At 72.2% G+C, this 19,782-nt stretch carries 20 protein-coding genes; 7 read left to right on the forward strand and 13 right to left on the reverse strand.

Going from position 1 to position 19,782, the window contains the following annotated elements; translation table 11 throughout:
* Positions 1-91: 91 nt before the first annotated feature.
* The 4 genes from ACFVWD_RS31170 to ACFVWD_RS31185 all read right to left on the reverse strand — a co-directional run bounded on the left by ACFVWD_RS31170 (position 92) and on the right by ACFVWD_RS31185 (position 2,884).
* Positions 92-529, reverse strand: a complete 438-nt coding sequence (locus tag ACFVWD_RS31170; RefSeq protein WP_389600894.1) for a hypothetical protein — start codon at positions 527-529, stop codon at positions 92-94.
* 155 nt (positions 530-684) lie between these two features.
* Positions 685-1,350, reverse strand: coding sequence for a carbonic anhydrase (locus tag ACFVWD_RS31175; RefSeq protein WP_389600895.1), 666 nt, complete (start codon positions 1,348-1,350; stop codon positions 685-687).
* A 98-nt stretch (positions 1,351-1,448) separates the two neighbouring features.
* Positions 1,449-1,994, reverse strand: coding sequence for a cysteine dioxygenase (locus ACFVWD_RS31180; protein WP_385383533.1), 546 nt, complete (start codon positions 1,992-1,994; stop codon positions 1,449-1,451).
* Positions 1,991-2,884 (reverse strand): amidohydrolase, encoded by an 894-nt coding sequence (locus tag ACFVWD_RS31185; RefSeq protein ID WP_389600897.1) that lies wholly within the window; start codon positions 2,882-2,884, stop codon positions 1,991-1,993. The genes ACFVWD_RS31180 and ACFVWD_RS31185 overlap by 4 nt, the downstream gene beginning before the upstream one ends.
* Positions 2,885-3,121: 237 nt before the next feature.
* Here ACFVWD_RS31185 and ACFVWD_RS31190 point away from each other — a divergent pair, with 237 nt between their 5' ends.
* Positions 3,122-4,126 (forward strand): LacI family DNA-binding transcriptional regulator, encoded by a 1,005-nt coding sequence (locus tag ACFVWD_RS31190; RefSeq protein WP_389600899.1) that lies wholly within the window; start codon positions 3,122-3,124, stop codon positions 4,124-4,126.
* A gap of 290 nt (positions 4,127-4,416) precedes the next feature.
* On the opposite strand, the gene ACFVWD_RS31195 is transcribed toward ACFVWD_RS31190, so the two are convergent.
* The 4 genes from ACFVWD_RS31195 to ACFVWD_RS31210 are packed head-to-tail and all read right to left on the reverse strand — an operon-like array spanning position 4,417 to position 7,724.
* Positions 4,417-5,349 (reverse strand): ABC transporter substrate-binding protein, encoded by a 933-nt coding sequence (locus tag ACFVWD_RS31195; protein ID WP_389600900.1) that lies wholly within the window; start codon positions 5,347-5,349, stop codon positions 4,417-4,419.
* 14 nt (positions 5,350-5,363) lie between these two features.
* Positions 5,364-6,035 carry an ABC transporter permease gene (locus ACFVWD_RS31200; protein ID WP_389600902.1) on the reverse strand — a complete coding sequence of 224 codons (672 nt, stop codon included), beginning with the start codon at positions 6,033-6,035 and terminating at the stop codon, positions 5,364-5,366.
* 1 nt (position 6,036) lies between these two features.
* Complete coding sequence (locus ACFVWD_RS31205) at positions 6,037-6,678, reverse strand: ABC transporter permease (protein WP_168509046.1); 642 nt, start codon at positions 6,676-6,678, stop codon at positions 6,037-6,039.
* Positions 6,675-7,724 carry an ABC transporter ATP-binding protein gene (locus ACFVWD_RS31210; protein WP_168509045.1) on the reverse strand — a complete coding sequence of 350 codons (1,050 nt, stop codon included), beginning with the start codon at positions 7,722-7,724 and terminating at the stop codon, positions 6,675-6,677. The genes ACFVWD_RS31205 and ACFVWD_RS31210 overlap by 4 nt, the downstream gene beginning before the upstream one ends.
* 142 nt (positions 7,725-7,866) lie before the next feature.
* On the opposite strand from ACFVWD_RS31210, the gene ACFVWD_RS31215 reads away from it, so the two are divergent.
* From ACFVWD_RS31215 to ACFVWD_RS31225, 3 genes are all read left to right on the forward strand, one after another.
* Positions 7,867-9,627: an aromatic amino acid ammonia-lyase gene (locus tag ACFVWD_RS31215; protein WP_389600904.1), complete on the forward strand. Its 1,761-nt coding sequence runs from the start codon at positions 7,867-7,869 to the stop codon at positions 9,625-9,627.
* Between the two features lie 95 nt (positions 9,628-9,722).
* A complete protein-coding gene (locus ACFVWD_RS31220; protein WP_389600987.1) occupies positions 9,723-10,589 on the forward strand; it encodes a MurR/RpiR family transcriptional regulator in 867 nt (288 codons plus the stop codon).
* A 158-nt stretch (positions 10,590-10,747) separates the two neighbouring features.
* On the forward strand, positions 10,748-11,317 hold the full coding sequence (locus tag ACFVWD_RS31225; RefSeq protein WP_389600906.1) for a hypothetical protein: 570 nt from the start codon (positions 10,748-10,750) through the stop codon (positions 11,315-11,317).
* Positions 11,318-11,340: 23 nt separating this feature from the next.
* On the opposite strand, the gene ACFVWD_RS31230 is transcribed toward ACFVWD_RS31225, so the two are convergent.
* From ACFVWD_RS31230 to ACFVWD_RS31250, 5 genes are all read right to left on the reverse strand, one after another.
* Positions 11,341-11,715 (reverse strand): hypothetical protein, encoded by a 375-nt coding sequence (locus ACFVWD_RS31230; RefSeq protein ID WP_389600908.1) that lies wholly within the window; start codon positions 11,713-11,715, stop codon positions 11,341-11,343.
* Positions 11,716-11,781: 66 nt separating this feature from the next.
* On the reverse strand, positions 11,782-12,291 hold the full coding sequence (locus tag ACFVWD_RS31235; RefSeq protein WP_389600910.1) for a roadblock/LC7 domain-containing protein: 510 nt from the start codon (positions 12,289-12,291) through the stop codon (positions 11,782-11,784).
* Positions 12,292-12,329: 38 nt separating this feature from the next.
* Positions 12,330-13,061, reverse strand: a complete 732-nt coding sequence (locus ACFVWD_RS31240; protein ID WP_385383618.1) for a transcriptional regulator — start codon at positions 13,059-13,061, stop codon at positions 12,330-12,332.
* A gap of 137 nt (positions 13,062-13,198) precedes the next feature.
* The gene (locus ACFVWD_RS31245; RefSeq protein ID WP_054236907.1) at positions 13,199-13,597 is read right to left on the reverse strand and encodes a hypothetical protein; all 399 of its coding nucleotides are present in this window, start codon (positions 13,595-13,597) and stop codon (positions 13,199-13,201) included.
* Positions 13,598-13,866: 269 nt separating this feature from the next.
* Positions 13,867-15,324 carry a diaminopimelate decarboxylase gene (locus ACFVWD_RS31250; protein WP_389600911.1) on the reverse strand — a complete coding sequence of 486 codons (1,458 nt, stop codon included), beginning with the start codon at positions 15,322-15,324 and terminating at the stop codon, positions 13,867-13,869.
* Positions 15,325-15,530: 206 nt separating this feature from the next.
* Here ACFVWD_RS31250 and hutU point away from each other — a divergent pair, with 206 nt between their 5' ends.
* From hutU to ACFVWD_RS31265, 3 genes are read left to right on the forward strand one after another with little or no spacing between them, the layout of a single operon-like run.
* The gene (gene hutU, locus ACFVWD_RS31255; protein WP_389600913.1) at positions 15,531-17,204 is read left to right on the forward strand and encodes a urocanate hydratase; all 1,674 of its coding nucleotides are present in this window, start codon (positions 15,531-15,533) and stop codon (positions 17,202-17,204) included.
* Entirely contained in the window at positions 17,201-18,430 is a 1,230-nt protein-coding gene (locus tag ACFVWD_RS31260) for an allantoate amidohydrolase (RefSeq protein WP_389600914.1), read from the forward strand. Before hutU ends, ACFVWD_RS31260 begins: the two co-directional genes overlap by 4 nt.
* Positions 18,421-19,761, forward strand: coding sequence for a formimidoylglutamate deiminase (locus ACFVWD_RS31265; RefSeq protein ID WP_389600989.1), 1,341 nt, complete (start codon positions 18,421-18,423; stop codon positions 19,759-19,761). The genes ACFVWD_RS31260 and ACFVWD_RS31265 overlap by 10 nt, the downstream gene beginning before the upstream one ends.
* Positions 19,762-19,782 lie beyond the last annotated feature (21 nt).

A 19,782-nucleotide genomic window follows, 5' to 3' on the forward strand; every position in this document is an offset into this window, starting at 1 on the left:
TACGAGGGCCTGCGCCCGGCACGCCGAGAGCACGCACCTGACCCCGCGGGGCCCGCCCTCCGGGCGGACGACGGGAATTTGACGACAGGACCTAGTCCTCCCAGTCGGAGTCCGACCTGCCCCTGCGGCGGCCGAAGAAGTTCGGGGTGACGCGCGCGGCCTGGACCACGTTGACGCCCACGATGCCGGCCCAGGCGACCAACAGGCCGGACAGATGCGCCACGCCGCCGCCGATCGCGGACAGAGGGACCGCCAGGACCAGTGACACGATCCCGAAGCCGAAGCGCTCCCCCCACGAATCCGACGTCCCCTCCGGGGAGCGCGTACCGCGGGCCACCACCATCTGCTGCTCGGCCAGCTGCCGCCGTACCCGGCGGTCCACCGCGCCGTCGAGGCGCTGTTCGACCTTCTCCAGGAACGAGTCGACGAGCGCGGACTCGTATTCCTCGCCCAACTCCCTGCGTGCGTGCAGGGTGGCGTCGAGTTCCTTCTTCAGTTCGGCGTCGCCGCCCGCTTCCCTACCGGTCATGCTGTCCAGGTTAGGGAGCGACGGCCCCCGTGGCACTGGGGATAGCCCCCCTGTCGGGGCTGGGCTGCACCCCCCCGGGGGCGCAGCCGGGGCCAGTACCCCGAGCGCACCGGTCGCGCCGGCCGCCGTGAGACCCGACATCCGCCGGACACGCTCTAGGGGAGGAGGGTGACCAGGCTGGAGTCGAGGTCGAACCGCGCGGCGGCCACATGCGCCGGGGTGAAGGCCGGGTCCGCCCGGATCGCGTCCCGGACCCAGGCCGCGTGCGCCCGCACGGTGTGGTCGGCCCAGTCCCCGGGCACCGCCCGGGTACGGAGCGCCGCCGGCGTGATCTCGTCCACCAGAAGGCCGAGATGGCCGGGCACGGGCGCCCCGGTACGGAGGTGTTCGAGCGTCGCCGCGACGGCCCCGCAGCGCTCGTGCCCCAGTACCAGCACGAGGGGAACGCCCAGCTCCTCCACCCCGTACTGGATGGATCCGAGGACCGCCTCGTCGAGCACCTGCCCGGCGGTCCTTATGCAGAGCAGGTCCCCGATCCCCTGGTCGAAGACCAGCTCGGGCGGGACGCGGGAGTCGATGCAGCCGACGACGACCGCGAACGGGTGCTGCCCGGCGGCGAGGACATGCCGCCGGGCGCGCTCCTCGTGCGGATGACGGGGACGTCCGGCGGCGTACCGCCTGTTGCCCGCGAGGAGTTCGTCGAGCGCCGCGCGGGCGGTCGCCGGCCGGGAGCGGGGTGCGGCGACGGCCGGAGCCGACGCCGTGGTGGTGAGTACGGAGGCGGTGGTCGCCGCCAGAAAGGCCCTGCGGTTCGAGGGCATGACGCTCCCTCAGGAGTTGTGCCTGTAGCGCCAAATCACCGTACGCACACGCACACTCACCCTGAGTGTCGATTTAATGATCCTTGATTGAATCGTCGTCAGATCATCGCTGCCGGGATACCGCCCCTTGATCCGGCGGCGGAGCTGTCCGCGGGGAGGTCCAGGGGCCGCAGTTCGTCCGCGTACGAGACGGAGATCCGGCGCATCAGGCCGTCCTCGGTGATGTCGTACTGGCCCAGGCGCCACAGCGGCGGCGAGTACGCGTGGATCGACACCGCGTCGTCGGTGGCGCCGGTGAGACGGTGGATGTGCTCGGGACCGAAGCAGAAGGACTCGCCCGTGCCGACGGTGACGGACAGATGGCTGCCGCCGATGCGCGGGTTGGACTCGGTCAGCGCTCCCTGCACGACGCCGACCGCGCCGGAGGAGATGTCGTGGTCGTGCCAGCCGGTGTCGTTGCGCCGGGTCCAGCACAGCAGCCAGACATCGACGTACTCGTCGCGGTACAGCGACGCGTAGTGCCGCTCCTCGTCGGAGAACGCGACCTGTTCGCGCCAGAGTTCGGGGCGGGTGGCGAGGTCGTCGACGAGGGCCTGGAGCTCGCGCTTGTCGAGCGTGCGGTCCGGCAGGGCCTCGTACGTCATGGGGTGGCTCCCTTCAGGAGGCGGGCGGGGTTGGCGGTGCGCAGGGCGTGGACGGCGGCAGCCGCGCCGAGGTCGGGGACGGTGGGGGAGGCGTAGGGGCGGTCGCTGCCGCTGACGACCACGTCGATGCCGACGGCCCGCACCAGCGAGTCCACGGCGCGCGTCCCGTACGACGAGGTCTCGTAGAAGGCGTTGAAGTCGACCTCCCCACGCCCGCCGCCGCGCGCCGCGAACCGCTCGCCGTGCAGTGGGGCGAGGCCCGCGAGGGCGGCGAAACAGACGCGCAGACGGGGGTGACGGGTGCGGCCGAAGGCGCGGAAGGCGAACCAGGACGCGTGCATCTGGTGGACGTACGGGACCAGCGCGGGCCACCAGGGCGGGGTGCCAGGGGTGGGCGGGGCCGTTCCCGGGTGGACGAACAGCGGCTTGTCGTGGCGGGTGAGGGCGTCGAGGAGGGGCGCGCAGAAGTCCCAGCCGGCCGCGTCCAGCAGGGCGGTGGCGGGGAGCTGGAGGCCCGCGCAGCCGCGGCGGAGTTCGCGCTCGACCGCGTCTGGGTCCGGTTCCGACAGGCAGGCGGAGGCCCAGACGCCGAAGGGGGCCGGGAGCGCGAGGGCGCCGTCGTGGAAGGCGGCGAGCAGCGGGGCGGCCTCGGCGGACGGCAGGTGTTCGATGCCGAGCGGGCTGGAGAGGGAGACCAGGGCCAGGTCCAGGCCGTCGGCGTGGGCGAGCGCGGTGCGGGCCGTGACGTCGTGGTCGGCCGGGGCGACCTCGTACGGCGGCTCGCCCGCCAGGTGCAGGGTCCAGCCGTCGAGGTACGGCGGTGCGGTGCGGGCGCGCAGCAGCTCGACGAAGGCGGGCGGCCAGATGTGCTGGTGGACGTCGGTGGGCACGCGGCGGTCCTCGCTGGGTGTACTGAGGTTAAGCGCTTCACTGATGCGATTAACTTAAGCGGTTAACAAGGAGGCGTCAAGCGTGCGGACGGGGCGGGGACTGGGTGTGGGCGGGGTGTGGGCGGGGGCGGAGACGGGGGTGGAGGCGGTGCGGGTGGGGGGTCGGCCGGAGGATCGGCCAGGGGCCGACCGGGCCGTGCGCCCACAATGTGGACGCGTCCCGGTAGGCTTCCCGGCATGGCCAGGCCCAATAAGCGCACCACCCTCCGGGAGGTGGCCGAGGCCACGGGCCTCTCCACCGCCGCCGTCTCCTACGCCCTGCGTGGCAAGCACGTCTCGAAGGAGACCGAGGAACGGGTGCGCAAGGCCGCCGCCGACCTCGGCTACGAGGCCGACCCCATCGCCCGCGCCCTCGCCAGCGGTCGCACCAGCATGGTCGGTGTCCTGGCGGGCGATCTCCAGGACCTCTGGCAGCAGCAGCTGATGGCCGCCATCGGCCGTGAGCTGCTGGCCGGCGACCGCTACGCGCTGATCCTCGACGCGGGCGGCGACCCCGACCGTGAGCTGAAGCTCGCCAAGCAGCTGCGCGACCAGCGTGTCGACGCGCTGCTGGTGTCGCCGGTGAACCCCTCGGCCGAGGGGTGGGCGGCGATCGCCGAGGCGTTGCCGGTGGTGGCCGTCGGCGACTCGCTCAGCACGGCCCGTACCGCCGGGCAGGTCATCTTCGACAACCGGGCCGGCATCGACTCCGTCCTGGAATATCTCTACGGGCTCGGCCACCGCCGGGTGACCGTGCTGACCCCGACCCGGCCGAGCACGCCCGACCGGCCCGCCGACGTGTACGTCCGCGAGGCCGCCGAACGGCTCGGGCTGCGTGCCGAACTGGTCCCCTGTCCGCAGGAGTTGGGCGAGGCCACGGTCGTCGCCCGACGCCTCCTGGACGGGCCCCGGCCCGCGACCGCCGTCTTCTGCTTCTCCGACTCACTGGCGTACGGGGTGTACGCCGCCGCCGCCGAGGCCTCGCTCTCCGTCGGCCGGGACGTCTCCGTGGTCGGCTTCGACGACCACCCCGTGTCCCGGGTCCTCACCCCACCGCTGACCACGGTGGACTGGGGCCTCCCGGAGATCGCCGCGGAGGCCGCACGCCTGACCGTCGCGGCGATCGAGGGGAAACGGGTCCGCAAGAAGCGGATCCTGTGCGCGCCGAGGATGAGCGAACGGGGCTCAGCGGTCCGGGTGTAGTCCCCAGGTTCCGCGCCCCCGCCGCCCCTACCCGTCCCATCCCCACTCGGGGGCTCCGCCCCCAAACCCCCGATCGGCCTGAACGGCCTCGTCCTCAAACGCCGGACGGGCTGAAAGACGCGCGCCGGCGCTTGTGAGGGGCGCGGGGAACTGCGCGACCAGCCCCCACTCACCCGCAGCCGACAAACCCACCCGGGGGGCCTGGGGGCGGAGCCCCAGGTTGAGGATGGGACGGGTAGGGGCGGCGGGGGCGAGGGAATGCCCCCCCGGCCCCGACGGCACCCGACCGCTCACGCCAGCTTCTTGCTCTTCAGCCACGCGTCGGCGACCGCGTCCGGGTCCTTCTTCTCCTTGTCCACCAGGCGGTTGAGCTTGGTCAGTTCCTCGGAGGTGAGGACGTTGCCGAGGGTGGCCAGGGCCTTGCGGACCTTCGCGTCGGCCTTGCGGGAGGCGATGAGGGGGACGATGTGCTGGGAGGGGATCAGGTTGAGGGGGTCGGTGAGGACGACCCAGCCGTTCTCGATGACGTCCACGTCCGTGGTGAAGACGTTGGCGACGTCGATGTCGCCCTTCTTCAGGGCGCCCTTGACCAACGGGCCCGAGGAGTCGAGGGACTTGAACTCCTTGAACTCCACGCCGTAGCGGTCCTTGAGGCCCACCACGCCGACGACCCGCTTCTTCATCTCGGCGGCGGCACCCAGGACCAGTTCGCCGTTGGCCTTGCGCAGGTCGGCGAGGGAGGTCAGACCGTACTTGGCCGCCGTCTCCTTGGTGACGGCGAAGCTGTCGCGGTCCTCGGCCGCCGCGTAGGGGAGGACTTCGAGGCCGCCGGGGAGCACGGTCGTCAGCGTGTTCTGCATCGCGCCGGCCTCGGTGTCCGTGGCCTTCGCGTCCAGGTACAGGAGCAGGCTGCCCTGGTACTCGGGGAGGAGGTCGATGTCGCCGCCCTCCAGCGCGGGCACGACGATCTCGCGCGAGCCGAGGTTGGGGCGGACCTTCGTCTTGATGCCCGCGGCTCCCAGGACACCCGCGTACAGGTAGCCGAGGATCTGGTTCTCGCTGAAGTTGGCGGTGCCGATGGTCAGGCCGCCGGCGCTCGATCCGGAGCCGCCACCGCTGCCGCTGCTGGAGCTGTCGAGCGAGGTGATGCCGCTGCTGCAGGCGGCCAGGGCGGGGACGGAGGCCGCGGCGAAGAGGCCGCCGAGCAGAGTCCTACGGTTCATGGTTCTTCGGCTCCTCAGTGGGCGGCGGTACGACGGTGACGGAACAGGTAGCGCTGGAGTCCGGCCAGCGCGAGGTCGAGCACGACGGCGACGATCGCGACCAGCGCCGCCCCGCCGAGGACCTGGACGAGGTCGCGCTGCGCCAGGCCGTCGAAGACGTACCGGCCGAGGCCGCCGAAGCTGACGTACGCGGCGATCGTGGCGGTGGACACCACCTGGATGAGGGAGAGACGCAGGCCCGTCATGATCAGGGGAAGGGCGAGCGGGATCTCGACCTGGAACAGGACCTGGTGGCCGCGCATGCCCTGGCCCCGCGCCGCGTCCTTCACCTCCGGGTCGACGGCGCTCATGCCGGCGTAGGTGTTGGTGACGATGGCCGGTACCGCGAGGACGACAAGGGCCACGTACACCGACCACAGGGACAGGCCGCTGTCCAGGAAGACCAGGACGACCAGGCCCACGGTCGGCAGCGCGCGGCCGAAGGAGGACAGGTTGATGGCGAGGAACGCGCCCTTGCCGGTGTGACCGATCAGCAGGCCCAGCGGCAGCGCGATCGCGGCCGCGATGAGCGTGGCGAAGAGCGAGTACTCCAGGTGCTCCGCGATGCGGTGCGCGATGCCGTCGGTGCCGGCCCACTGATCGCCGCTGACCAGCCACTTGGCGAGGTTCTTGAAGAGTTCGTACATGTCAGGCTCGCCGCCTCGTCCACGGAGTGAGTACGTACTGGATCGCGACCAGCAGCGCGTCCGCGACCAGCGCGAGCAGCAGGGTCAGGACCACGCCGACGATCACCGGCGTCGGGAAGTTGCGCTGGAAGCCGTCCGTGAAGAGCTGGCCGAGTCCGCCGTCGCCGATGTAGGTGGCGACGGAGACCAGGGAGATCGACATGACCGTCGCGATCCGGACGCCCGCCATGATCACGGGGAGGGCGAGCGGGAGTTCGACGGTGAGCAGGGTCCGCAGCGGGCGGGTGCCCATCGCCTTGGCGGCTTCCTTGGTCTTCACGGGGACCGAGTCGAGGCCCTCGACCGTGTTCCGGAGCAGGACGACCAGGGTGTAGACCGTCAGGCCGATGACCGTGGTGGTGCGGGTCAGGCCGCTCACCGGGAGCAGGAGGACGAAGATCGCGATCGACGGGATCGTGAACAGGACGTTCGAGAGGCCGAGAAGCACGCCGCGCAGGGCGCGCACCCGGTGGGCCACGACGGCCAGCGGGAGGGAGATCAGCAGGCCGAAGAAGACGGCCAGCAGCGCGGCCTGGAGGTGGGAGAGGGCGAGGGAGGCGAGGTCGTGGGTGTGGTCGCCTATCCAGGACCAGTCGACGGTCATATCGCCACGCTCGCGGTGCCGTGGGTGCCGTGCGCCTTGCTCGCGTGCTCGTGGATGTCGTCGCGGGAGGTGACGCCGGTGAGCACGCCGTCGGCGTCCACACGTGCCACCAGTCCGGTGGGCGAGGCGATGGACTCGTTGAGCGCCGCCAGCAGGGAGTCGGTGTCCTTGAGCGGTCGTACGGGGAGTTCGGCGTCGTCCGCCGTCGCACGCCAGTGCCGCGGCTTGCGGGCCTCGTCGAGGACGAGGGTCCAGGCGCCGCCCTCGGGGGCCGCGCCCTGCGGTACGTCGGCGAGGTGCTGGAGCGAGAGGAGCTTGAGGCCCCGCTCGGCGCCGAGGAAGTCGGCGACGAAGTCGTCCGCGGGGCGGGCGAGCAGGTCGGCCGGGGTCGCGCACTGCACCAGATGGCCGCCGGTGCGGAAGATCGCGATCTGGTCGCCGAGCCGGACGGCCTCGTCGATGTCGTGGGTGACGAAGACGATGGTCTTGCTGAGCTCCTTCTGGAGGCGGAGCAGTTCGTCCTGGAGCTGGGTGCGGACGACCGGGTCGACCGCGCCGAAGGGCTCGTCCATGAGCAGGACGGGCGGGTCGGCGGCGAGCGCGCGGGCCACGCCGACGCGCTGCTGCTGGCCGCCGGAGAGCTGGTGCGGGTAGCGCTTGCCGGCGTCGGCGGCGAGACCGACGGTCTCCAGGAGCTCGGCCGCCCGCGCCCTGGCCTTCTTGCGGCCCCAGCCCAGCAGCAGCGGCACGGTGGCGATGTTGTCGAGCACCGTGCGGTGCGGGAAGAGGCCGGCCTGCTGGATGACGTAGCCGATGGAACGGCGCAGTTCGGCCGCGTCCTGCTCGAGGACGTCCTTGCCGCCGACGCGGATGGTGCCGGAGGTCGGATCGACCATCCGGTTGATCATCCGGAGGGTGGTGGTCTTACCGCAACCGGAAGATCCGACGAGGACGGTCACGCCCCCTTCCGGCATCTCCAGAGAGAGGTCGTGGACTGCGGTGGTGCCGTTGGGGAAGCGCTTGTGGACCGTGTCGAACTGGATCATGAGGTGTCCCTTGCCCGGTCTGCATATCGTCATGCAGAGTTCTCTGTACCTGAATAGGTTGTCAACGGCCCGGTGTTAATCGCTGGTTACTTATGACCGCCAGGCAAGATCCAATGTCGGGATTGAGGGGAGTTTGAGCTCTATGTCGTCTCGAAATGCGGACACGCCGAGTGCGGTGGTGGCCGGTCTCACCGCCGGTCTGGTGGTGCTCGACGGGTGCAGCACCGGTGTCGCCGACATCGTGCGGCTCGCCGACGGGGCCGCGCGGCCCGTTCCCGGCACCGAGGCGATGAAGCGCGTCGAGCAGTCCTGGGACGCAGCCCGGCAGATCGCCGCCACCGGCCGCGTCTACGGGCGCTCCACCGGCGTCGGCGCCAACCGGAACGAGGACGTGCCGACCGAGGCCGCCGCCGAGCACGGGCTGCGCCTGCTGCGCAGCCACGCCGGTGCCATCGGTGAGGAGCTCCCCGCCCGCCAGGTCCGGGCCATGCTCGCCGTCCGCGCCAACCAGCTCCTGGCGGGCGGAGCGGGCCTGCGCCCCACCGTCGTCACAGCTCTGTGCGAGGCCCTGGAGACCGGCGCGTACCCGGTCGTGAACGAGTTCGGGTCGGTGGGTACGGGGGATATCGCGGCGCTGGCCCAGGTGGGGCTGGCGCTGGTGGGGGAGCATCCCTGGCGGGGGCCGGACGGCTCACGGACGTCGTCCGTACCGTCCGGGCCGCGGTCCCCGGGACAGGGGGCGCCGCTAGCGGGGCAGGGAGTGTCGTCCCAGGGCCAGGGCCAGGGCCAGAGCCAGAGCCAGAGCCAGAGTCAGGGTCAGAGCCAGGGCCAGAGCCACGGTCCGTCGGCTCAGGGGCTGTCGCCGCTCGGTCTCGGGGAGAGGGTGACGTCCTTCGGGGAGGAGGTGTCGTCCGTCGGACAGGGCCTGCCCCCCGAACCCCAGCCCCTCGACAACAACGACGCCCTCGCCCTCATCAGCAGCAACGCCCTCACCCTCGGGCAGTCCGCGCTCGCCCTGGACGAACTGCGGGGGCTGATCGAGGCCACACAGGTCGTCGCCGCGCTGTCACTGCTGGCCGTCGACGGATCGCACGAGGCGTACGCGGCACCCGTGCACGCCGCGCGCCCGCACAAGGGCTCGGCCGAAGTCGCCCGTCGGATGCGGGAGTTGATCGGAGCGGCGGACCGGCCCACCCCGCCGCTCGGGCGGATCCAGGACCCGTACGGCTTCCGGTGCGTCCCGCAGATCCACGGGCCCGCGCAGGACGCCGCGGACGCCCTCGAAGGGGTCCTGGTCGTCGAGATCAACGCCGCCGCCGAGAACCCCCTCATCTCACCCGAGGACATGGCCGCGTACCACCACGGCGGCTTCTACCAGGCTCAACTCGCCCTCGCGCTGGACCACTTCAGGCTCGCCGTCACACAGGTGGCGCGGCTGTCGACCTCGCGGCTCTCCACCCTCAACGAACCCGCCTACACCCGCCTGCGCCCCTTCCTCGCCGACCACGAGCCCGCGTCCTCCGGCGTGATGATCCTGGAGTACGCCGCCGCGGCCGCCCTCGGCGACCTGCGCGCCTTCTCCGCGCCCGCCTCGCTCGGCCACGCTGTACTCTCCCGGGGCGTCGAGGAACAGGCGAGCTTCGCCTCGCTCGCCGCACGGCAGACACTGCGGGCGTGCGGTGCCTACCGTCTCGTCGTGGGCTGCGAACTGGTCTCCGCCGTACGGGCGCTGCGCCAGCGCGATCTGCGGCCCGACCCGGAGCTGCCGGTCGGACGGGCGATGGAACTGGCCGAGTCCGTGCTCGGCCTGGACCAGACCGACCGGCCGCTGACGGACGACGTGACGGCGGCGGCCGCGCTGCTCGACCGGTTCACGGACATCTGGAGGGGGAGCGAGTCATGAGCGTGGACAGGAGCATGGACGTGAGCGCGGAGGCGAAGGCCGGCGTGAAGGCCGACGTGAAAGCCGGCGGCGTGAAAGCCGACGTGAAAGCCGGCATGGATGCCGGTGTGAAGGCCGACGAGAGCGTGATGGACAGTCCCGCCGGGCGGCTGCAGGCGCTCTTCGAGGGGCACCGGCTGACGCCCACCCAGCGGCGCATCGCGCACAGCATGGTGCGCAGCGCCGCCGACGTGCCGTTCCTCTCCAGCGTCGAACTCGCCGAACTCGCCGGGGTCAGCCAGCCCTCCGTCACCCGCTTCGCGGTCGCGCTCGGCTTCGACGGCTACCCGGCGCTGCGCAAGCACCTGCGCGAGGTCGCGCCCACCGAACAGTCGGCGACCCCGGGCTCGTACAACGAGTACCAGCAGGCCGTCGAGGCCGAGATCGAGAACCTGAAGCACCTCGCCGAGGTGCTCGCCGACCCGCGCCCGGTGCAGCGCGCGGGACGGCTGCTCGCCGCCTCCCGTCCGCTCCCGGTGCTCGGACTGCGCGCCGCCGCCTCCCAGGCGTACGGCTTCGCGTACTTCGCCGCCAAGGTCCACCCGGACGTACGGCTGCTGCACGAGGGCGGCACCATGCTGCACGACCGCATCGACGCGGCCGTCCACGCCGGAGCCACCGCCCTGCTCTGCTTCGCGCTGCCCCGCCACCCGCGCGAGGTCGTGGACTCGCTCGCCTACGCCAAGGGGGCCGGGCTGACGGTGGTGACGGTCGCGGACTCCGCGTTCGCGCCGGTCGCCAAGGTCTCGGACCTTCTCCTGCCCGCCGCCGTCGGCACCGGACTCGCCTTCGACACGGCCTGCTCCCCGATGCTCCTCGGGCGCGTCCTTCTGGAAGCGATGTGCGACGACATCCCGGACGCCCAGACGCGGCTGGAGGAGTTCGACGCGCGGGCGGCGGCCAGGGGCCTGTTCGTGGAGTAGCCGCGGTCCCATGCGGGGGCCGGGGTTCGGCGGAGTAGTCACGGTTCGGTGGAGTGGCCCCGCTTCTCAGACTCGTCTCACCTTCGCTCGTTAGCGTGCGCGCCCAAAGACGCTGAAGACGCAAGCAGCCGAAGACGCAAGCACGGGAGGCGGAGAACGTGGCGCGCGGAGGGCAGGGCCTGGCTCGGGTGGCCGTCGTGGTGAGGGCCGGGGCGGCACCACTGTGGTGGTTCGGGGTGTTCGCGGCCGGTATCGGGGTGCTGTTGCCGGGGCTGACCGGACGCCGGATCGGGGTCATGGCCGGGGCCGCGCTGTTCATCCTCGCGGCCGTCGTGGTGGCGTACACCCGCAGGAAGCGGTACGCCGCACTCGTCCGCTCGGCCGCACGCGCGAGCAAGCAGGACGTGCTCCAGGACCGGGCCGTGACGGTACGCAACTGGCGCCGGGGTCATCGCCGGTGGCTGCTGCTCGCCTTCGTGGCCGCGCTCGGCAGCTCCTTGGCGGTGCCCGCCGCGGGCGGCATGCTGCTCGCCGGTGCGGGCGTCGGGCTGTGGCTGAAGGCCGGCTGGCTCGGGCGCCGGGAACGGGCCGAGGAGGCCCTGATCTGGGTGCGCGTCGACTGGCTCGGCCGACGCGCCGGTGCTCCCGCCGGAAAGCCGGTCAAGGCCTGCCGGGCCATCGGAGTGGCGGCCGGCGACGCCGCGCCCGGCGGAGCGCGACGCCGCTGACCCGAGGCGGCGACCGAGGGTCGCTACACCTCGAGGTCCGCCTCGATCCTCTTCAGCTGGTGCCGGGCCATCGCCAGGTTGGCCCGCTTGGCGTCGAGGACCAGGTACAGGAAGAGCCCGTTGCCGCCGCGCCCCTTGATCAGCCGGATCAGGTGGTACTGGTCGGACAGCGTGATCAGGATGTCCTCGATCTCGCCCTTCAGCCCGAGGTGCTCCATGGTGCGGATCTTGGCGCGGACCACGTCGGTGTTGCCGGCCGCCGCCACGGTGAGGTCGAAGCCCTTGCTGCCGCCGATCGTGCCCAGCGCCATTCCGCTGGTGTAGTCGACGAGGGCGGCTCCGGTCGCGCCCTCGATGGAGGCGAGTGCTTCCTTCAGCGCGGTTTCGGTGTTGGTCATGGTGTGGTTCTTCCTTTCGGGTTGTCGGCCCGACTTTTCGGTCCGACTCTCGGGCCGACTCTTCGGTCAGCTTTCCGATGCGGTGGGGGCGTTGGGGGTCGGGGTCGGGGGCGTGCGGGGCGTGCCGCGCGCCGTACGGGTGCGCGTCGGCATGGAGGCGGGCCGCGCGGGAGCCCGCGCCGGAGCGACCGGTTCACCGCGCGCCGTCGCGGCCTCCACGAGCTCGCCGATCCGGGTACCGGAACGGCGCCCCTCCAGATGCAGCCGGCCGACATTGACCCGGTCCTGGGCCAGCAGCGTCAGCACGGCGGAGCCGCCCGCCGCGTACGTCGCCACATAGCCGTCGACGCCGCGCACCAGCAGTTCGCGGAACTCGCCCTGCCCGGTGGCGTCCGCCATCCGCACGGCCACCCCCAGCGCGGCCGCGGTGAGCGCGGCCACGCCCTCGGGCTCCACTCCGGGCGTGTCGTGGGCGAGTACGAGTCCGTCGACGCTGGCCGCCAGCGCACCGGTCAACTGGGGCACGCGGGCCCTCAACCGGTGCAGCTCGTCGAGGACTTCGGGTTCCGCCGCCATCAGCAGTCTCCTCTCGGCACGCTGTCGCAGCGCGCGGATCACAGGGCCTCCAGCGCGTCTCGGAGCCGGCGCAACAACGCGACGTCGGGATCGGCGGAAGACTGGGTGAGCACCTTGGGCAACGGCGCACGCTCCGGCGCGTTCGCCGCCGTGACGAACCCGGCCGCGGCCAGCCGGCGGACGTCGACGAGGGTGTGGAACGCGGGCCGCCCCAGGGCGAGCGAGATGTCCGACGCCGTCCGCAGACCGTCCACCCGGCCGAGCACGGCCCACTGGCGCAGGGGGACCGACGGCTCGGCGGCGCGCCGGGCGCGCGCCAACGGGGCGGTGTCCGTCGCCGGGTCGGGCCAGACCCGGTGCAGCAGTTGGCGGCGGCGCAGCGTCTCACGCTCCACCGCGGCCACGGAGACGGGACGCACCGGACCGAGCCAGTGCGCGGCCCCGTACCGGAACCGGGCCGGAGTGCTGCTCGGCCCCAGCACGAAGTACGCCGCGTCGTACAGCGCCCCGAGATGGCACAGCTCCAGCGCGCCCTCGGCGATCCGGCCGCGCTCGACCAGGAACCGTCCGACCCGCCGCCGCGCCCCGGCCTCGGCCACCGCCTCCCGCCAGGACTCGGCCGCCAGCACTCCGCGCGCGGTGAGCAGCACGTCGAGCGAGGGGGTGGCGGGGCTCTCGGCGTGCACGACCTCGCCGTCACAGAGGTAGAGCACCCCGCGCTCGCGCACCAGCACGCCGGTGGCCCGCTCGGCGGCGAGTCGGCTGAGCATGGGCGAGAGGCCGACGGGGACCGCCGCCCTGTCCGTGTCGGTGTCGGTGCTGGTGTTGGTGTCGTTGTGCTTGTCGTGGTCTTGGCCGTTGTCCTTGCGCACGGCGAGTTCGGGTGCGGGCGGTGTTCTGACCGTCGTCATCCCAGCACCAGCCGTCCGGCCATCTCACCGAGCCGGATCCGGGCCAGCGCGAGATTGCCGTCCGCCCGGTCCAGCCACAGATGCAGGAACACGCTGCTGTCGAACGTGGTCCTGACGAACCGCAGCAGGTGGTAGCTGTCACGGTTGCTGACGATCAGGTCCTCGACCGGGGTCTCCTGCTCGGACCAGTCGGACCCGTCGGACGGGGCGAACGCCTTGTGCTCCGCGGCGAGCCGGGCGAGCTCCGCCGCTTCCGCCGCGGTCGTCTCGTGGTCACCGCCCGGGGCGTCCCCGACCGTGCCCAGGGCCAGCCCGCTGGTCCAGTCGACCACCGCGGCGCCCCGGGCACCGGGCAGTCGCATGGCTTCCAGTAGGCACTCGTCGATTCCGGGCACCACGTATCCCCTCCCGCCAAAGGGTTCGGCCGAGTGACGCCGAAGTTACGCAACGTGTGCGCTACGGGTGAGGGATCTGGCATTTTCCTGTGGAACATGCGCGCGGTGACTAAGGTGGGTCAACTGACCATATTTTCAGTCCTCTTCACGCTGTTCGGATGCTGGTGAGGGCGTTGTGAAGGCGCACCGGGGGGCGCTCGCAGGTCCACCGGGGTGCGCGGCGAGGCCACGCACGCCGTGTTCTATTTCGGGGTGCCGGGTGCCGGGTGCTACAGCGCCGTGAGTGCTGTCGGCCGCGCGCCGCCCGACTCCGCGACGATCTCCTCGACGCCCTGCGGCTCCCGTACGACCGCGAACCGCACGTCCGTACTCCGGCCGCCGTCGCCGTTCCCGCCCTCGACCGACGCGAAGCCGTAAACGCCCGGCCGGGCCAGGGAGTTGTACGCGTAGTGGTGGGCGAAGTAGTACGCGCCCGTGTCCAGCGCAGCCGCGTAGTCGCCCTGTTCGAGCAGCGGGAGCGCGCGCCCCTCGGCGAGCAGGTCGCCCGCGAAACAGGCGGGCCCCGCGATGTCCTGGACGACGTCCGGCCCCGCCTTGGGCTGCCCCTTCGTGTCGTACGCGGCGATCCGCAGTGGCCAGGCCCCGGGCGCGTACACCGTGCGGGTCGCGATCTGCACCCCGGCGTGCGTGACCGCGACCGGCCGGCCTCCGGCGGACTTCGTGTACTCGACCCGCGCGACCACGGTCCCGTGCTTGGCCAGCAGCGACCGCCCGAACTCGGTGACCAGCCCGTACCGCCCGTCGAAGAGCCCCGGCACCGCCTCGGCGAGCAGCCGTGCGTACTGCGCGTACGTCGGGGTCGTGACGTCGGAGCCGAAGTTGACCGGCAGTCCGCCGCCGATGTCGAGTGTGTCGATCTGCTGCCGCCCGACACGCCGGTTGATCTCCTCGGCGAGTGCGTACGTCTCCGCGATCCCCCGCGCCATCAGCGAGAGCGGAATGCCCTGCGATCCGGTGTGCGCGTGCAGCCGGGTCAGCCACGGCCGGTCGGCGTACGCCTGGACGATCCACTCCCGGGCACCCTCGTCGCGCAGCGCGACCCCGAACTTCGAGGTCGCCGTCGCCGTGGACAACGCCTCGATGGAACCCCCGCCGACCTGTGGGTTCACCCGGATTCCGATGGGGGAGCGGGGGGAGCCGGGGTGCGAGGATCCCGCGGGACCGCCGCTCGGTCCGCCGGGCAGGTCCCCGATCAGGCCGTCGATGCGGTCCAGCTCCTGCGGATTGTCCGCGTTGACGGCGATGCCCAGTGCCAGCGCCTCGCGCAGCTCGGCGATCGTCTTGGCGGGTGAGTCGAGCACGGTCTCGGAGGGCGGCACGCCGGCCGCCCGTGCGAGGGCGAGCTCGCCGGGGCTCGCGACCTCCGCGCCGATGCCGTGCTCGTGCAGCAGTCGCAGTACGGGCACCAGCGGGGTCGCCTTCACCGCGAAGGCGTGGAGCACGGGTGTGCCCGGCGCCGTCACCGCGTCGAAGGCGGCCCGCAGCTCCGCCACCGAGGCCTTGATGCCGGGAACGTCGAGGAGGGCGATGATGGGGGCCTCGGGCCCCAGCAGTCCATGCTCCACGGCGGCCCGGACGGCATCGTCGCGCCGCGCCACGCGATCGGAGCCGGACTCGCCCCCGCCCGCCGAAGGCGCCCCACCCGAAGGCGCCGCCGCTGAAGGCATCCCGGTCGAAGGCGTCCCCGTCGAAGACACCCCGGTCCCTGCCGCCCCATCGCTCACTGAATCCTCCATCGTGTCCCTGTCTGTGCCTATACATCCCAGCCAAACATCCGCGCCACGCCCCCGCTGGCCCACTCATCTATTGACTAGCTCTATTCAAGAAGTCAGGATGTGAATATCTACTGCAACAGTCCGCTGGGAGGCAGACCATGTCAGGACCCCGCCCCGTCCGAGCGCCGCGCGGTACGGAACTGAGTGCCCTGGGATGGCAGCAGGAAGCCGCCCTGCGGATGCTGCAGAACAACCTCGACCCCGAGGTCGCCGAGCACCCCGACAAGCTCGTCGTCTACGGCGGCACCGGCAAGGCCGCCCGTGACTGGCGCTCCTTCGACGCCATGGTCCGCACGCTGCGGACCCTCAAGCAGGACGAGACGATGCTCGTCCAGTCCGGCCGGCCCGTCGGCGTCATGCAGACCCACGAGTGGGCCCCGCGCGTCCTCATCGCCAACTCCAACCTGGTCGGCGACTGGGCGAACTGGGAGGAGTTCCGCCGTCTGGAGGCCCTCGGCCTCACGATGTACGGCCAGATGACCGCCGGCTCCTGGATCTACATCGGCACCCAGGGCATCCTCCAGGGCACCTACGAGACCTTCGCCGCCGTCGCCGCCAAGAAGTTCAACGGCACGCTCGCGGGCACCATCACCCTGACCGCCGGTCTCGGCGGCATGGGCGGCGCCCAGCCGCTCGCCGTGACGATGAACGACGGCGTCGCGATCTGTATCGACGTCGACCCGCGGGCGATCGAGCGCCGCATCGAGCACCGCTACCTGGACGTGAAGGCCGACTCCCTGGAGCACGCCCTCCAGCTCGCCGTCGAGGCCCGCGACCAGCGCAAGCCGCTCTCCATCGGCCTTCTGGGCAACGCCGCCGAGCTGCTGCCCCGCATGCTCGCCGAGAGCGCCCCGATCGACATCGTGACCGACCAGACCTCGGCCCACGACCCGCTGGCCTACCTCCCCGTCGGCATCGACTTCGACGACATGGCCGACGCGGCCGCCAAGGACCCGGCGGGCTTCACCACCCGCGCCCGGGAGTCCATGGCCAAGCACGTCGAGGCGATGGTCGGCTTCATGGACGCCGGCGCCGAGGTCTTCGACTACGGCAACTCGATCCGCGGCGAGGCCCAGCTCGCCGGGTACGACCGCGCGTTCGCCTTCCCCGGCTTCGTCCCCGCCTACATCCGCCCCCTTTTCTCCGAGGGCAAGGGCCCCTTCCGCTGGGCCGCCCTGTCCGGCGAGGCGTCCGACATCGCCAAGACCGACAAGGCGATCCTCGACCTCTTCCCCGAGAACGAGTCCCTGCACCGCTGGATCAAGCTGGCCGGCGAGCGCGTCCACTTCCAGGGCCTGCCCGCCCGTATCTGCTGGCTCGGCTACGGCGAGCGCGACAAGGCCGGCGAGCGCTTCAACGACATGGTGGCGTCCGGCGAGCTCGCCGCGCCCCTGGCCATCGGCCGCGACCACCTCGACTGCGGCTCCGTCGCCTCCCCGTACCGCGAGACCGAGGCCATGCTCGACGGCTCCGACGCGATCGCCGACTGGCCGCTGCTGAACGCCATGGTGAACGTCGCCTCCGGCGCCTCCTGGGTCTCCATCCACCACGGCGGTGGCGTCGGCATGGGCCGCTCCATCCACGCCGGGCAGGTGTCCGTCGCCGACGGCACCAAGCTGGCCGGCGAGAAGATCCGCCGTGTGCTCACCAACGACCCCGGCATGGGCGTCATCCGGCACGTCGACGCCGGGTACGACATCGCCGAGTCCGTTGCCCAGGAGCGCGGCGTGCGCATCCCGATGCGCGAAGGCGACGAGGGCGGCGCCGCGTGACCTTCCAAAGCATGTGGGCGGAGCTGCTGCCGATCGGCCGCAGCTCCGCCTCCGGCGGCTACCGCCGCTTCGCCTGGACCGGGGCCGACGCCGACTGCCGGGCCTGGTTCCGGGCCCAGGCCGAGTCCCGCGGGCTGCGCTACGAGCTGGACCGCAACGGCAACCAGTGGGCCTGGCTCGGCGACCCCGCCGAGGGCGACGCCGTGGTCACCGGGTCCCACCTGGACTCCGTGCCCGACGGCGGGGCCTTCGACGGGCCCCTCGGCGTCGTGTCGTCCTTCGCCGCCCTGGACGAACTGCGCGCCAGGAAGGCCGAGTTCACCCGCCCCCTCGCCATCGTCAACTTCGGCGACGAGGAGGGCGCCCGCTTCGGACTCGCCTGCGTCGGCTCCCGGCTGGCCGCCGGACAGCTCACCGTCGAGCAGGCGCACCGGCTGACCGACGGCGACGGCATCACGCTCCCGCAGGCCATGGAGCGCGCCGGACACGACCCCGACACCATCGGTCCCGACCCCGAGCGCCTCGCCCGCATCGGCGCCTTCGTCGAACTGCACGTCGAGCAGGGCCGCGCCCTCGACCTCAGCGGCGACCAGGTCGGCATCGCCAGCGCCATCTGGCCGCACGGCCGCTGGCGCTTCGACTTCCGGGGCGAGGCCAACCACGCGGGCACCACCCGGCTCGTCGACCGCCGCGACCCGATGCTGTCGTACGCCGAGACCGTGCTCGCCGCCCGCCGCGAAGCCCAGCTCGCCGGCGCCGTCGCCACCTTCGGCAAGATCTCCGTCGAGCCGAACGGCGTGAACGCCATCCCCTCCCTCGTGCGCGGCTGGCTCGACTCCCGCGCCGCCGACCAGGCGACCCTCGACACGGTCGTCACCGGCGTCGAGAAGGCCGCCCGCGAGTACGCGGAGGCCCAGGGCGTCGAACTCGACGTCGTCCGCGAGTCGTTCACCCCCGTCGTCGAGTTCGAGCACGCCCTGCGCGACGAGCTCGCCCGCATCCTGGGCAAGGACGGGGAAGGGGCCGTGGGACTCACGGTTCCCGTCCTGGGCACGGGCGCCGGACACGACGCCGGAATCCTCTCCGGGACCGTCCCGACCGCCATGCTGTTCGTACGCAACCCCACGGGTGTCTCGCACTCCCCGGCCGAGTACGCCGCCGAGGACGACTGCGTGGCCGGGGTGACCGCACTCGCCGACGTACTCGAAGGGCTGGCCTGCAGGTGACGCAGACGTACTGGCTTGAACACGCCTGGCTCGACACCCACGTCGAGCCGGGCGTGGCCCTGGACGTGACGGACGGCCGGATCACCGCCGTCCGCGAGAACACCGCCACCCCGCCCCCCGGCGCCGAGATCCTCCGCGGACTGACCCTCCCCGGCCTCGCCAACGCCCACTCGCACGCCTTCCACCGCGCCCTGCGCGGCACCGTCCAGGTCGGCTCCGGCACCTTCTGGACCTGGCGCGAGATCATGTACTCCTTCGCGGACAAGCTGACCCCGGACACGTACCACGCGCTCGCCCGCACCGTGTACGCGGAGATGGCGCTCGCGGGCGTCACGGCCGTCGGCGAGTTCCACTACGTGCACCACAACCCCGGCGGCACCCCGTACGCCGACCCGAACGCGATGGGCGAGGCGCTCATCGCGGCCGCGGGCGAGGCCGGCATCCGGATCACCCTCCTCGACACGGTCTACGTGTCCTCCGGCTTCGGACAGCCGCCCAACCACCACCAGCTCCGCTTCTCCGACGGCAGCGCGGAGGCCTGGGCGGAACGCTCTTCACTTCTCAAGGACCGTGATCACGCACGGATCGGTGCGGCCATCCACTCCGTACGGGCCGTGCCCGCCGGACAGCTGGCGACGGTCGCGCGCTGGGCCGAGGAGCGGCGGGCCCCGCTGCACGTGCATCTGTCGGAGCAGACGGCGGAGAACGACGCCTGCCAGGCCGCGCACGGGTGCACCCCGACGCGACTGCTCGCCGACCACGGCGTGCTCGGCTCCCGCACGACAGGCGTCCACAACACGCACCTCACGGACGAGGACATCGCGCTGCTGGGCGACTCCCGGACGGGCACGTGCATGTGCCCGACGACGGAACGGGACCTGGCGGACGGCATCGGCCCCGCCGTCGCCCTCCAGCGAGCCGGCTCGCCCCTCTCCCTCGGCTCCGACAGCCACGCCGTCATCGACCTGCTCGAAGAGGCCCGCGCGATGGAGCTGAACGAGCGCCTGCGCACCCGCACCCGCGGTCACTGGACGGCGGCCGCCCTGCTGCGCGCCGCCTCCGCCGACGGCCACGCGGCCCTCGGCTGGCAGGACGCGGGCATCCTCGAAGCGGGCGCGCTCGCCGACTTCACGACGATCGCCCTCGACTCGGTCAGAACAGCGGGGCCGGTGCCGCGCCTGGGCGCCGAGACGGCCGTATTCGCGGCGACGGCGGCCGACGTACGGCACACGGTCGTGGGCGGCCGGCATGTCGTACGAGACGGAGCGCACGCCCTTGTCCCCGATGTGCCGCAGGCCCTCGCGCAGGCAGTCGAAGCCCTGCGCGCCTAGAGACGACCGCCGAACTCCGCC

The organism is Streptomyces sp. NPDC058086, from assembly GCF_042885015.1.
Classification (GTDB): Bacteria; Actinomycetota; Actinomycetes; order Streptomycetales; family Streptomycetaceae; genus Streptomyces.

Bases quoted from the DNA above. Each gene is read 5' to 3' on its own strand.
- ACFVWD_RS31170 (WP_389600894.1), bottom strand. From the start codon at position 529: ATGACCGGTAGGGAAGCGGGCGGCGACGCCGAACTGAAGAAGGAACTC.
- ACFVWD_RS31175 (WP_389600895.1), bottom strand. From the start codon at position 1,350: ATGCCCTCGAACCGCAGGGCCTTTCTGGCGGCGACCACCGCCTCCGTA.
- ACFVWD_RS31180 (WP_385383533.1), bottom strand. From the start codon at position 1,994: ATGACGTACGAGGCCCTGCCGGACCGCACGCTCGACAAGCGCGAGCTC.
- ACFVWD_RS31190 (WP_389600899.1), top strand. From the start codon at position 3,122: ATGGCCAGGCCCAATAAGCGCACCACCCTCCGGGAGGTGGCCGAGGCC.
- ACFVWD_RS31195 (WP_389600900.1), bottom strand. From the start codon at position 5,349: ATGAACCGTAGGACTCTGCTCGGCGGCCTCTTCGCCGCGGCCTCCGTC.
- ACFVWD_RS31200 (WP_389600902.1), bottom strand. From the start codon at position 6,035: ATGTACGAACTCTTCAAGAACCTCGCCAAGTGGCTGGTCAGCGGCGAT.
- ACFVWD_RS31205 (WP_168509046.1), bottom strand. From the start codon at position 6,678: ATGACCGTCGACTGGTCCTGGATAGGCGACCACACCCACGACCTCGCC.
- ACFVWD_RS31210 (WP_168509045.1), bottom strand. From the start codon at position 7,724: ATGATCCAGTTCGACACGGTCCACAAGCGCTTCCCCAACGGCACCACC.
- ACFVWD_RS31215 (WP_389600904.1), top strand. From the start codon at position 7,867: ATGTCGTCTCGAAATGCGGACACGCCGAGTGCGGTGGTGGCCGGTCTC.
- ACFVWD_RS31220 (WP_389600987.1), top strand. From the start codon at position 9,723: ATGGATGCCGGTGTGAAGGCCGACGAGAGCGTGATGGACAGTCCCGCC.
- ACFVWD_RS31230 (WP_389600908.1), bottom strand. From the start codon at position 11,715: ATGACCAACACCGAAACCGCGCTGAAGGAAGCACTCGCCTCCATCGAG.
- ACFVWD_RS31235 (WP_389600910.1), bottom strand. From the start codon at position 12,291: ATGGCGGCGGAACCCGAAGTCCTCGACGAGCTGCACCGGTTGAGGGCC.
- ACFVWD_RS31240 (WP_385383618.1), bottom strand. From the start codon at position 13,061: ATGCTCAGCCGACTCGCCGCCGAGCGGGCCACCGGCGTGCTGGTGCGC.
- ACFVWD_RS31250 (WP_389600911.1), bottom strand. From the start codon at position 15,324: ATGCCTTCAGCGGCGGCGCCTTCGGGTGGGGCGCCTTCGGCGGGCGGG.
- hutU (WP_389600913.1), top strand. From the start codon at position 15,531: ATGTCAGGACCCCGCCCCGTCCGAGCGCCGCGCGGTACGGAACTGAGT.